Annotated in this window: 14 protein-coding genes and 1 pseudogene; 13 read left to right on the top strand and 2 right to left on the bottom strand. The window is 48.3% G+C overall.

The window, feature by feature from the left end:
- Window positions 1–14 precede the first annotated feature (14 nt).
- Window positions 15–704, bottom strand: a complete 690-nt coding sequence (locus P5G61_RS05150) for a glycosyltransferase (protein WP_301245077.1) — start codon at window positions 702–704, stop codon at window positions 15–17.
- A 356-nt stretch (window positions 705–1,060) separates the two neighbouring features.
- Between P5G61_RS05150 and P5G61_RS05145 the strand changes: the two genes are divergently transcribed.
- Window positions 1,061–1,771: a GT-D fold domain-containing glycosyltransferase gene (locus P5G61_RS05145; RefSeq protein ID WP_301245076.1), complete on the top strand. Its 711-nt coding sequence runs from the start codon at window positions 1,061–1,063 to the stop codon at window positions 1,769–1,771.
- A gap of 212 nt (window positions 1,772–1,983) precedes the next feature.
- Here P5G61_RS05145 and P5G61_RS05140 read toward each other — a convergent pair whose 3' ends face one another.
- Window positions 1,984–2,400 carry a hypothetical protein gene (locus tag P5G61_RS05140; RefSeq protein ID WP_301245075.1) on the bottom strand — a complete coding sequence of 139 codons (417 nt, stop codon included), beginning with the start codon at window positions 2,398–2,400 and terminating at the stop codon, window positions 1,984–1,986.
- A 189-nt stretch (window positions 2,401–2,589) separates the two neighbouring features.
- Here P5G61_RS05140 and P5G61_RS05135 point away from each other — a divergent pair, with 189 nt between their 5' ends.
- From P5G61_RS05135 to P5G61_RS05080, 12 genes and pseudogenes are all read left to right on the top strand, one after another.
- On the top strand, window positions 2,590–3,735 hold the full coding sequence (locus P5G61_RS05135) for an RluA family pseudouridine synthase (protein ID WP_301245074.1): 1,146 nt from the start codon (window positions 2,590–2,592) through the stop codon (window positions 3,733–3,735).
- Window positions 3,736–3,844: 109 nt separating this feature from the next.
- Entirely contained in the window at window positions 3,845–4,426 is a 582-nt protein-coding gene (locus P5G61_RS05130; protein WP_029880796.1) for an SLOG family protein, read from the top strand.
- Between the two features lie 180 nt (window positions 4,427–4,606).
- Window positions 4,607–5,422, top strand: a complete 816-nt coding sequence (gene speD / locus P5G61_RS05125) for an adenosylmethionine decarboxylase (protein ID WP_301245073.1) — start codon at window positions 4,607–4,609, stop codon at window positions 5,420–5,422.
- Window positions 5,423–5,602: 180 nt separating this feature from the next.
- On the top strand, window positions 5,603–6,013 hold the full coding sequence (gene flgB / locus P5G61_RS05120) for a flagellar basal body rod protein FlgB (RefSeq protein ID WP_301245072.1): 411 nt from the start codon (window positions 5,603–5,605) through the stop codon (window positions 6,011–6,013).
- Window positions 6,014–6,225: 212 nt separating this feature from the next.
- Window positions 6,226–6,717 (top strand): annotated as a pseudogene (locus P5G61_RS05115) (GNAT family N-acetyltransferase); the annotation flags it as partial.
- Window positions 6,718–6,867: 150 nt separating this feature from the next.
- Window positions 6,868–7,320 (top strand): NUDIX domain-containing protein, encoded by a 453-nt coding sequence (locus P5G61_RS05110; RefSeq protein ID WP_435874051.1) that lies wholly within the window; start codon window positions 6,868–6,870, stop codon window positions 7,318–7,320.
- A 233-nt stretch (window positions 7,321–7,553) separates the two neighbouring features.
- Window positions 7,554–8,069: an RNA polymerase sigma factor gene (locus P5G61_RS05105; protein ID WP_301245071.1), complete on the top strand. Its 516-nt coding sequence runs from the start codon at window positions 7,554–7,556 to the stop codon at window positions 8,067–8,069.
- A complete protein-coding gene (locus P5G61_RS05100; protein WP_301245070.1) occupies window positions 8,066–9,385 on the top strand; it encodes a DUF4179 domain-containing protein in 1,320 nt (439 codons plus the stop codon). The genes P5G61_RS05105 and P5G61_RS05100 overlap by 4 nt, the downstream gene beginning before the upstream one ends.
- A 111-nt stretch (window positions 9,386–9,496) precedes the next feature.
- Window positions 9,497–10,540: a S66 family peptidase gene (locus P5G61_RS05095; RefSeq protein ID WP_301245069.1), complete on the top strand. Its 1,044-nt coding sequence runs from the start codon at window positions 9,497–9,499 to the stop codon at window positions 10,538–10,540.
- Between the two features lie 64 nt (window positions 10,541–10,604).
- Window positions 10,605–10,910: a hypothetical protein gene (locus tag P5G61_RS05090; RefSeq protein ID WP_301245068.1), complete on the top strand. Its 306-nt coding sequence runs from the start codon at window positions 10,605–10,607 to the stop codon at window positions 10,908–10,910.
- Between the two features lie 367 nt (window positions 10,911–11,277).
- Complete coding sequence (locus P5G61_RS05085; protein WP_435874050.1) at window positions 11,278–11,973, top strand: threonine/serine exporter family protein; 696 nt, start codon at window positions 11,278–11,280, stop codon at window positions 11,971–11,973.
- A 19-nt stretch (window positions 11,974–11,992) separates the two neighbouring features.
- Window positions 11,993–12,442 carry a threonine/serine exporter family protein gene (locus P5G61_RS05080; protein ID WP_285075085.1) on the top strand — a complete coding sequence of 150 codons (450 nt, stop codon included), beginning with the start codon at window positions 11,993–11,995 and terminating at the stop codon, window positions 12,440–12,442.
- The last annotated feature ends 128 nt before the right edge of the window (window positions 12,443–12,570 follow it).

Genomic DNA, 12,570 nt, shown 5'->3' with positions numbered 1-12,570 from the left:
GGATCCCTCCTTGTTCAGCTCATGAATTCGCGTAATACCGCAGCCATCTCTTCCCGGTTTAACCGATCCTTCGGCGGTACTTTTTTAATGGAAGTATTGCTGGAGTGTACGATGTTCACGTAATTACGCGGAGCCAGCAGCTCATGCGGCAGCTCAATGACATTGCCATGTGTTCCCCGGCCTGGCAGCTTCACCCGGTATCCCGCAGCGTACTCTGCCGTTTTATATAGGTAGACATAGAATTGCGGGGAACGATGAAACGCTGGCGCCATCTCATGATTCACGCTGTCCCACAGGTATCCATTCTGGTTAATGAGTGCCATCGTTCCAGGCTGTGGCTGCACATCATAGAGCTGCTGAACAAACGTCTTGTGATACAGATCATCCGAATCCAGTCGGGCAATATAGATATCTTCTGCTCCCTCGGCAAACGCCAGAATGGCACGCACACTTTCGATATTTGTTCCAAAACGTATATTGGAAGGCAGCGGCTCCTGTTCCGCCAGAATCTCTTGCATCAGTTCCCCCGATTCCTTGGACAGCTTCAACACGGCCAGGAAATCCTGATTCGTCTGGGCTTTAAGGCAATGCAGGGTGAATCTGCGAAAAATGCCCACTCGCCGCTCCAGCCAATCTCTCGTTAATCGCTGCGGGTCCATTCCGTAATTGTTGAAATTAATCTCAATAACCACTTTTCTGGACATAACCTTCCTCCTCATTCATTCTGTTATTTCTTTCACTTCAGTCAGACTATTTTCATAGCCTTTTACAGCCCTTTCCACACCAAAAACGGCCTCTGTCTGCCTGAAGATGCCATACAGAAGTTCTATTCAAACAAGCTGACTCTATAACGTATGAAAAAATAATAGAATCGGTCCGGACACTTGCACAGGTTCTTCCATAAATCAGCTTTTACATAAGCCCTTCAGCGCTTACCTCTCCCGGAAGTAGATTGATATACACCCGAAGATGTGCCCTGCCGGGTCGAATGCACAATACGTTGTCGAAGCTGCAACATAGAATAGAGCAATTGAATTTTCAAAGGGGGCCTTATACCAAAATGAATGCAGTCTATCTTGAAATGGGTGGTGTGCTGGACCAACTTGAAGCCGCGGTGAGGGAGAAGCGTCCCTTCTCTCTTGTTCGTGTAGGCGATGGGGAGAATATCGTCATGTCTCAGGAAACGGTCTGGAGCACGGAACAGGTTCTGAAGGAGCGATGGGCCATCAAGGCTAATTTGGGGCAAAAAGGACTGCGTCTACCCAATCTGCAGCTCCGGGATGAGGTTGCCGCTTCGTTGCAGCGCGCAGATATCGTAGGCGTTCTTCCACACGGGGACAGTACCATCAAAGCCCCGGAGCATCTCAAAAGACAGCTGACCGACATCGTGTTCGCACATTTTGGCATCTCTCCGGCACTGACTTGCCATGCCTGTGTCAATCGGGAACTCGCGCAGGTGCCACGCTTCTGGAATATGCTTGCTGGCAAGCGTATACTGCTCGTTACCCGGGAGATTGAGCAGCTGCGGGCGATGCTCGTTCACGAGCCATATCATCTGGATATTACAGCTGCGCTGCCCTTCGACAGCTGGGATCAGATGCAGGAAACACTGCAATGGATTCAAACGAATCAGGATACCTTCGATGTAGCTCTCTTCTCCTGTGGCGTGAATGCGGTTGTACTTGCGGAGCGGACAGCAGCACTTGCAGGCAAAGTCGCCATTGACTTCGGCAAAGCCAACAACATTATTTTGAAAGGCCGCGCCAACTAGTTAGTAAAAGTGGATATTACAACAAAAATCCCGGACTCCTCGGCCGGGATTTTGTTCTGGTTTCTTTTCTCTTTTCTCCGTAAGACTTGAGAGTCTTGTTAGCACAAAAACGTGAAGATACCAATCCTTTCACGACTTCTTCTGCTGTGGTTAGCAAGCTCTGTTCATCATAAGATGCCATATGATATTACTCTTCCTGTTGAACCTTCTGTTCATAGGAACCAAGTGGTAGCTGCAATACCATAGAACACTTCAGGTCCAGTCCGCACAGATGTGGACACCCCGGAAATAAACGAGGTATATACACTTTCCAGTGCAGGCGGTGCGGACAGATCCTGCGCAGTGAACGAATGAAATTCAGCGCCACCGTTCTGACCTACCGTCCCTTCGGCGCGATAAATCACAAAGAACGGATCGTAAAAACTGCCCCGTACAAGCTCAACAACGAACGTATCCCCCACTTCTCCGGTAACGCCAACCGTGCCATTCAAGGTGATAATGGGGTTTGGGACACCAAGGGTCTGCAGACCAATGGAGCCGAACGCTTCTGGTGATGGGCCCAGAGACAAACCGGGCTGTCCAACCGTTCCCGAGTTCATCGAACTTCTCATATCAAGAAACACACCCATGAGTAACACCTCCAATGCTATGGGATACGTTATTCTATGAATCTCGACTCTCTTTGGATTGGATGGGTAACAGATTCTCTCCACCTATTTTTATTTGCCCCCGGTTAATGGTATATTGGACTGCATAACGAAATGAACGGATCGTATGCACACAAGCGGTACAGGCTGTTCAGAAGGAGATTACTATTTATGAATAAACGCAAACGCCCAACAGGCAATACATCGGCCAAGGGGAAAGCATCTACAGGTTCATCTACAGGTTCATCCACAGCACGGTCCGGGCGATCCACTTTTACTTCCGCCAAATCATCAGGACCATCCGCATCAAGCAACGCAGGAGCGGCGAAAAAGCCAGTAGCTGCCAAGTCCTCCGCAGCTCCCAAGAAAGCCGGAGCACCCAAACCCAAAGCAGCCAAACGCTCGGGCAATTCCTATTATCGTAAGCAAGAACCACCACGCCCGTACAAAGTCACCGAACCGGATGAACTGCTCAACTTCTTGCTGAAACACTTGAAGTCCGGCCGGAATGCGGTCAAATCCATCCTGGGTCGCGGACAGGTATCCGTTGATCAGAAAGTGGTTACCAAGTTTAATCTGGAGCTGACGCCAGGGCAGATCGTAACGATCAGCAGAGAAGGCGCCGTTGCCGCTCCTTCCTTGACAGCCATTAATATTTTGCATGAAGACGATGATATCATTGTCATTCGTAAGGAAGCCGGACTGCTATCCATTGCCGCTGACAAAAGTGATGATCTTACCGCTTATCGCCAGCTAACCGAGCATGTTCGCCGTACAAACGAGCTGAACCGGATATTTATTGTCCATCGTCTGGACCGCGACACTTCGGGTGTCATGATGTTCGCCAAGAGTGAAGAAGTGCAGCAAAAGCTGCAGGACAACTGGAAAGACAACGTACAGGAACGTCTGTATGTTGCCCTTGTAGAAGGTGCCGTTGCGAAGGAAGAAGGAACCATTTCCTCATGGCTGAAAGAAACCAAGACACTCAAAATGTATTCCAGTCCTCGCCCGAATGATGGACAGCATGCAATTACACACTACAAACGTCTGCAGTCGAACCGCGAGTTCTCCCTGTTGGAAGTCCGTCTGGAAACGGGACGCAAAAACCAGATCCGTGTGCATATGGAAGATCTCGGACATCCCATTGCAGGCGACAAAAAATACGGTGCACAAACCAAAACACTTGGACGCCTCGGACTGCATGCACGGGTACTCTCGTTCATCCATCCAACGACTGGTGAGCTAATGCGATTTGAGACCGATATTCCGAAGCAGTTCCTGTATCCATTCCGTGCAGATGCCCCACCTGCGAAATAACGGAATGATTCAGAGAACAAGCATTGGTGGCTCAGATCTCAGCCTATTCAAGACAAGCCCCGGTGCCAGATTTGGCCGATGGCCTAACCACGTCTGAAGGGAGGAACCGATGCTGAACAACTTGCTGATTACCGGTTATCGTGCACATGAACTACAGATTTTTGGACAGAAGCATGAGGGAATTCCTTTCATCAAGAAGGCCATCTCTTCCCGTCTTACACCTCTGGTCGAAGACGGGCTGGAATGGGTACTGACGCCAGGACAATACGGCGTGGACTTATGGGCCTGCGAAGTGGTGCTTGAGCTGAAGAAGACGTTCCCGGATCTGAAGCTGTCAATCATTACTGCTTTTCAGAATCCAGAGGAACAATGGAAGGAAGACAAACAGGAGTATTATCGCTCCATCCTGCAAGGTGTAGACTATTACGGAGCGATTAGTCGTCAGCCGTATATCGGCCCGTGGCAGTTCACTGCACGGGATGACTTGCTGCTGCGCAAAAGCGACGGTCTCCTGCTCGTCTATGACGAAGATGCCGGAGATGGCAGCCCTCGTTTTATCAAGGAAAAAGCGGTCAAAAAGCAGCAGAATGAAGATTACACCATCATTAGTATCACATCAGAGGATATCCAGTCGGTCGCCGAAGATGAACGGATGAACGATGTTGGGGATTACGAAGATTCTTCATTCTAAGTGATCAAATGATGAGTCAACCTCGGATAAGGTACGAATGAATTAGTGATCATTGCACTTTTATGCAGCAGCTTAGTTGTTCATGAATTCGTACATATGTTTTTTTTGGCGGCAGGTTGGGTATAAGTAGTAGTAAAACTGCGATTACCATGTCGTATGGGACAAAGGGGAACTGCAACCATGACATTAACGCCAGAACAGCGCATTCAACTGCATGGATTCAACAACCTGACCAAGTCGCTGAGTTTCAATATGTACGATATCTGTTACACGAAAACCAAAGATGAACGCGAAGCTTACATTGAATATATTGATGAACAATATAATGCGGCCCGGCTCAGTAAAATCCTGACCAGCGTGTCTGACATTATCGGTGCCCATGTGCTCAATGTCGCCCAACAGGACTATGTTCCACAGGGTGCAAGTGTGACAATGCTTGTCTCGGAAGGCCCCATTGTGGAGATTCCCGAAGAATCCTTCGATGAATCCCCCGGCCCCCTGCCCGATAATGTCGTCATGCAGCTCGACAAAAGCCATATTACCGTTCATACGTATCCCGAATTCCACCCGAGTGAAGGCATCAGTACGTTCCGGGCAGACATTGACGTCTCTACCTGCGGTGAAATCTCGCCCCTAAAGGCGCTGAACTATCTGATCCACTCGTTTGATACGGATATTATGACGATGGATTACCGGGTACGGGGGTTTACACGGGATACGAGCGGACGCAAGCTGTTCATTGATCACGAGATCGGTTCGATTCAGAATTATATTCCGGATGAGATCAAGAGCAGCTTCGACATGATTGACGTGAACGTGTATCAGGAGAACATTTTTCACACCAAGTGCAAGTTGAGGGAATTCGACCTCGATAACTATCTGTTTGGTTATACCAAAGATAAACTGAGTAAAGCCGAGCAACAGGAAATTACGGAGTGGCTGAAGCTGGAGATGGACGAGATTTATTATGGCAAAAACATCAATCGTCCTTTTTAATAGCTGATTCGTGAGGACTGATTCATAAGAACTGAACAAGGATAAGCTGTCATGAAGGAAGGATTTCTTAACGGAAGCCTCCGGCGTGCGCTTGTCCTTTTCTTTTGCCTAACTTGACAGGCAGCAGCGCAATTTTTTATGATGAAAGCAATTGCATTTCCATAGAAGGAGACTGAGCCGTTGATTGAAACGAACACTTCCAGACGCAATGAATCTCTGTTACAAGCGCTGAACGTACAGCACCAGGTTACCACTGAAAATATTGCCAATGCAGACACACCCAATTACAAAAAGAAATCGGTGGAGTTTGAGGAAGAGCTTAGACGTATCATTGAGAATGGCAAAACAGATCAGCTCGCCATGAAGCGAACTCATGAAAAACACTTTCCGGTCAGTAATCCCAATGCTTCCATCGTTAATTACCAGATTGTCGAGAACAACGAAACAACCATGAATAATAACAACAATAACGTTGACATTGACAAGGAAATGGCGAATCTTTCGGAGAATCAGCTTATGTATAACTACATGGTTGATCGGGTAAGCGGGCATTACAAGAAAATGAAAAATCTGTTGCAGGATATGAAATAATGAATGGTAGAGCAGCCCTTCGGCTGCTTTTTGTTTTGTCTAATATTCGGAAATATCCAGATGATCTATATTAACCGTAATTGGCATCGCTTTTATTTTCCTAATCAGGAGAATCCACTCATCTAAGTTATGTCCTTTTTCGGTATCCTCTCCCTTTCGTAGTATAATGAGATAAAATGATTGATTTCATAATCAAATAAAAGAGGTGCAACATGGCTCCACGTCATTTAAATGCTTTTCAAGGCTCCAAAGTCCGACTGGCCGCTCCTTGCCCGGAAGACTGCATGCGGCTCAGCCGCTTCACTGACAGTTATGATTACTTGCGTAATCTGGATACTGATATTGCTGTTCCACTAACGCCGGATGAGACGGGGTCATCCGCAGTTCGGAGAGACAACGGCTTTGAATTTGCACTGCGTACTCTGGAGGACAATCGTTTCATTGGATTTACGGCGCTCTACCGAATGGAGTGGAATAACCGCTCTGCACGACTGGCCATTGGTATTGGTGATGACAAAGATCGTGGTCAAGGCTACGGCAGTGATGCTCTTGCCCTGATTATTCGTTATGGATTCCATGAATTGAATCTGAACCGGATTTCGCTGGAAGTCATTGAATACAATGAAGCTGCGAGACGTGCATATCTCAAAGCCGGATTTCGGGAGGAAGGTCGTCAGCGCTCTGCCGTTCTGCGGGATGGCACCCATTATGATCTGATCTCCATGAGTATCCTTGCGGAAGAATGGTCAACGCAGACCAAGCTTCCGTTGGCGTTTCAGTCCACTCAAGTCCGGGGAGCTGCACAGACGGAAGATCACTCAGACTCACAACTGCTAGCTGCTGAAGAATCTGCGTTGTCCGGTTCACAAGCCAAGGTTACAGCGGATGCTTCTGTTCAACCTCGCATCGGTGTTGGAGCGGTTATCCTCAACGAGCGTAATGAAGTCCTTTTGGTTTGGCGGAATCGCCAGCCTGAACAATACACCTGGAGTATCCCTGGGGGCAAAGTCGATCCTTATGAATCGCTGGAAACGGCGGTCATTCGGGAAATTAAGGAAGAAGTCGATCTGGATATTGCCATCGAGGGGTTACTCTGCACGGCCGAAACCATTCGTCCGGAACAGGAAGAACATTGGATATCTGTTCTCTATTTCACTCGGGTCATCCACGGTATTGCTCGCAATCTGGAGGAAGGCGGTGCCATTGGCGAGATCGGCTGGTTCCCACTGAACGATCTTCCCTCTCCGCTAGCGAGTTTTACCGTGCCTGGACTACAAGCCGTTAAGCAGCTCTATTCCCAAAATTGAGTGTGGGAACCGTAATTTAGGATGACGAAACTTCAATAAAATGCATAACAACCGTCGAACTCCTTTTTCTGAGTCAAAGGGGAGCTTGGCGGTTATTTTCGCTTTTCTGCGCAAATTCCTTCTTTTATAGTAGTCTAAGTACATGTATACATAACTTTATTTTCCAAAACCAAGAACCGTTTGGCCCTTTCCACAGTCTAATACGCAACAACATCCATGAAAGGAGGAGCCATGTGACCCCTGCTCAACTGACTATCATGGCACAAAAAGGGGATGCCGAGGCTTTTGCAGCCTTAATGGAGATGCATCAGAGCCGACTGTATCGGATCGCTTATGCCTATCTGCACAACGAAGGCGATGCGCTGGAAGCGATACAGGAGACTACCTATAGAGCTTATCGAACGCTCAAGAAACTAAAAGAACCCTCCTATTTCGGCACCTGGCTAATCCGTATTCTGCTGAACTACTGTGCAGACGAACGCAAACGCAAGAGCCGGTTCAGCCACGTTACCGAAATTCATGAACCCAGCAGCTGGGACCGACCCGAAGACCCCGATCTTGCCGCAGCCGTCTCTGCGCTGGATCGGGATTGCAAGCAGATTATTATTCTGAGTTATTTCGAAGGTTTCTCCTTGACAGAGGTCGCTGACATTCTGGAAATTCCTACAGGGACCGTAAAATCCCGACTGCATCGAGCACTCGGACAGCTTCGAAATCAACTTGAAACGAAAGGAGATAAATTATCATGAGCGATGAAATGGAATCATTTGAAGGTCTGGAACAGCGTCTGGATGCTCGTAAAACGGAATACGACACTATACCTGTACCCGACGCCGGTGCAAATCAGGCTGTACAGGCCGGAATCCGTCAGGCCACGCGCAAGCGCAGATCGCGGCTGCGCTGGTATATGAGTTCCATCTCGGCAGCTGCAATTATCCTCGTGTTTACGGGATGTATCCGCGTCTCTCCGGCTTTTGCGTCTTTTGTAGAGCAGCTACCGGGCATGGAAGGTATCGTCAGCATGATTCGCCAGGATAAAGGATTAATGATGGCCATCGATCAGTCCCTCTTGCAGAAGGTCGGTGTGACCGATGAGCATAATGGAGCTTCTATGACCGTGGATGGCATTATTACCGATGAGTCACGCATGGTCATTTTTTACACAATTAAAGGCATGAAAGATCCCGAGAAAGGCAACTATGATATCGATCTGCTTGATAGAGATGGAAAAAAGCTACCTGTTGCGTTTAGCTATTCCTCTCCTAAGCCGGCTTCAGAAAGCGGAATTTATGAGGATAAAATCGATGTCTCATTCACAGAATCTTTACCACCACAAGAGCTGACCGTTGTATTTAAGGAACGAGGTAAGGAAGCGGCTAAAAAGTGGAAGGTCACTTTCCCAGTGGATCGCAGCTTAACGAAAGGTATGAAGAGAGTCATCCCCGTAAACCAAACCATGACCGTGGACGGGCAGCGTATTCATGTAAAACAGGCCGTTCTGCATCCCACTCGCCTTGTACTTGATATAGAATATGATCGGAACAACACCAAAAAAATCTTCGGAATCCGTGATTTACAGTTGGTAGATGAGCAAGGCCGAGCATGGCGAACGGATTCTTCTTCCATCTCGGGCTCTGGGAGTTCCGTCTTTTTCGAAAGTATGTACTTCTCCATTCCGAAAAAACTGACGTTGCAGGGGTCTGGCCTTGCGGCGGTGGATAAGGATGAACTGGTTATCAGCATCGATCCATCTTCAGGTGAAATACAAGGTGGCCCATCGAGCTTGAAATTCCTGAAAAGCACGATACAGGGCAAAGATTTGGTCATCGAGTTTTCAATTGCAGACGCTCAAAATGCTACTTCAGGGCTATCATTTACCAATATCGAGGACAGTAAAGGAAACCCTTTCGACATTAATGAAGTAGGTTGGAGCCCTTCCGTCTTTGAAGCAAGAGTTGTCATTAAAAATGGAGCCGCAGCCAAAGGAAATCTGACAATGGAAATATACTCTTACCCTGATCAAATTCGTGCACCGTTTTCTATTGAAATTCCTGTGACTCCCTAAAAGAAAGATGAGCCGCCATAATCGCAAGCCACATGAAGTAGTCATGCACTATAATGGAGACATCAAACATCTATATTAAATCGATATGTTACAGGAAAGGATGTTTCCACAATGAATACCCGTTCAATCCGTTACCCACAACCACTCGCAGCGCGGAATACCATTGGGGTGGCTGCGCCATCCAGCGGTGTGGGTGAATCCTTGCATCATTACCTTGAAGAGAGCAGGCACAACATGGAGCGCCTTGGTTTTGGTGTTCAGGAGAGCCCCTTTCTACGGCATAACGCCAAATGTGTAAGTTCATCCAAGGAAGATCGGGCAGCCGAGATCAATGCGTTTTTCCGTGACCCTGAGATTCAGGCAATTATCCCTCCGTGGGGTGGAGAGTTTCTTATGGATATCCTGCCCCTGCTGGATTGGGATGCTTTGAAAACATTGCCGCCCAAATGGGTCATGGGATATTCGGATATCAGCACCTTTTTATTTGCATACACCCTGATCACTGGAACGGCTTCGGCACATGGTACGAACTACGTAGATCTTAGGTCCAATGAACTCGATCCGGTGACCGCCCGCTGGATTGATGTATTGCAGACTGGACACGGAGGGCAGATCACTCAATTTCCCTCCACCCACTATCAATCGGAATGGAAACCGGAGTTATCCAGGTTTAATCTGGATACCCCTTCACACTGGAAACAGCTGGGGCAGCCCCAAGGAGCAGACGCACAGATTACGTTCTCAGGTAGGTTGATCGGCGGCTGTATGGATACCATCACTTGTCTGATCGGCACACCTTATGCACCAGTTGAAGCGTATCTCGATCAATATTGTGCGGAAGAGGGAACCATCTGGTATCTGGAAAGCTGTGAAATGAATGCGGGTGATATCTACCGTCATCTATGGCAGATGAGACAGGCTGGCTGGTTTGCTGGCGTTAAAGGCTTCATGTTCGGCCGACCTGCCGGGTATTCGGATACCGGAGATTTCAATTTCACCGATGCCCTAACCTCAGCGCTGGGGGATATGGATGTTCCCGTACTGTATGATGTGGATCTGGGCCACATCCCGCCACAGTTAACCTTTGTGAATGGCGCACTGGGCAAAGTGGCTTATGAAAATGGGCGCGGAAGCCTTGAGATGGCATTTGTGTAAACACCTTTTGTAGGCAGATGCATACCTTGAAGTAAGAACTTATTTTGAGGAAGGGTTGTGCTTCATGTCTGAATCCACATCCACACCATCCGCACTTGTCGTATACCAAGCCAATCAACCGATGCTCCAATCCGTGCATAGTGTGCGGAATATGCTTCATCATACAGCCCGGCAGCACGTAGGCAAGAAGGTGCAAGTCCAGAATATCGATGGTCAGGTATGGGAAGGTGTCATTATCAGCGCAGATCGGGGTATTCTATATCTCCAGGTTACGCCGATGCATGGATATCCTGAGCCACGTGCCTTGTTTGGACCGACGATTCTGCCGCTCGTACTGTATGAGCTGTTAGTCATTACGCTGTTGATGTAATTGTTTTTTTATCGCTATAGAGCCACATCCAAAAATCTTTGCTCCTGAGGCCCTTGGGTCCGGGAACGAAGATTTTTTGGGTTGGTTTAGGGATGGTTGGGTCTTCATTTTGGCTTGAATGTATGCATCAATCTCTGCAACCTGGATGACTTCCTGTCGTTCATGCGGTATGTTTCCTTGCTAACGTGTGAAATATGATACAATGGTGTCGGCACCAAGCCTTATCTCATATGAACGGAGCTTGATCCGGTTGGAATATATCCCTCATGATCCTCCACCCGTGCCTCAGTCTGAGACGGAGCTGGTTGGGACAAATCATACTGAACAATCCAGAGTGATCGCGATCTGTCTATTGGCAGGCAAAATTATGCTGCAAAGCGGCGGTGAAACCTATCGTGTGGAAGATACGATGAAACGCATGGCTGCCGCGCTGGGCCTTCCCCATTCGCACAGTTACGTTGTGCCCACAGGCATCTTCTTCTCGGTTGATGCAACCGAGCCTGCCAAGCTGATTCGAATCTCCGAACGAACCACGGATTTGCACAAGGTATCTGAAGTGAATGCCGTTTCCCGGCGTATTGGACAAGGTGAATTGTCCGTTGAAGAAGCGTATGCGTTGTTACAACAAATTGAGGGACAGCCCTCCTCCTATTCTGCAGTTGTGCGGCTTACGGCGGCGGCGTTATCCAGTGGGTGCTTTACCATAATGTTTGGTGGAGGCTGGGCCGACTTTCTCCCTGCAGTGCTCTGCGGTGGTATTGGTTATGCAGCGGTCATTGCCTTCCATCGACTGGTACTCGTGAAGTTTTTTGCCGAGCTGACAGCTTCATTTGTCATTGGCCTGCTCGCCTTTTTGCTTGTCTATATGGGTGCGGGTCATGAACGGGACAAAATCATTATTGGCTCAGTCATGCCGCTGGTACCGGGGTTACTGATTACCAATGCTGTACGTGACCTGATGGCTGGGCATCTCGTGTCCGGATTATCCAAGGGAGCCGAGGCGTTTCTGACGGCTTTTGCGATTGGTACCGGCATTGCTGTTGTTTTTTCACTTTTTACGTAAGACGGAGGAGTTGCAGGTTATGCTTCATTTTATTGAACAAGCCCTGACCAGCTTTGTCGCCTCGGCTGCATTCGGCATCATCTTCAACGCCCCACGACGCATGCTGCTTCACGGTGGATTTGTCGGCATGATTGGCTGGATCATTTATATTGTGCTCGAATATGCAGCAGATGCTGTTCCTGCTACACTGGCAGCGACCATCGCGGTAGGTGTCATCAGCCAGCTGTTCTCCCGTATGTTTCGCGCACCCGTTATTATCTTTAGCGTGGCAGGCATCATTCCGCTCGTTCCCGGTGGGCTGGCGTATAATGCGATGCGTAATTTTGTGCAAAATGACTACGGTGCTGCTATGGAGATGGCTGCCAAGGCACTCATGTTATCCGGTGCCATCGCGATCGGACTTGTATTGTCCGAAGTGTTGAACCAAATGATTCGTCGTTTACCTGAATCGTTGCGAGCAAAACCCTAGCAGTAGATAAATATACTATCACTAAAACGATAATGGCCCGTGGGAGACAGGCTAAACTGTCCTTCACGGGTTTTCCATATTTTTAACCCATGTTGGATCCGAGATTATCTCCCTTCAGTGGTCTCATC

It is taken from the genome of Paenibacillus vandeheii (genome assembly GCF_030433635.1).
Taxonomy (GTDB): domain Bacteria; phylum Bacillota; class Bacilli; order Paenibacillales; family Paenibacillaceae; genus Paenibacillus; species Paenibacillus vandeheii.
This window is presented reverse-complemented; position numbering and strand designations above follow the sequence as displayed.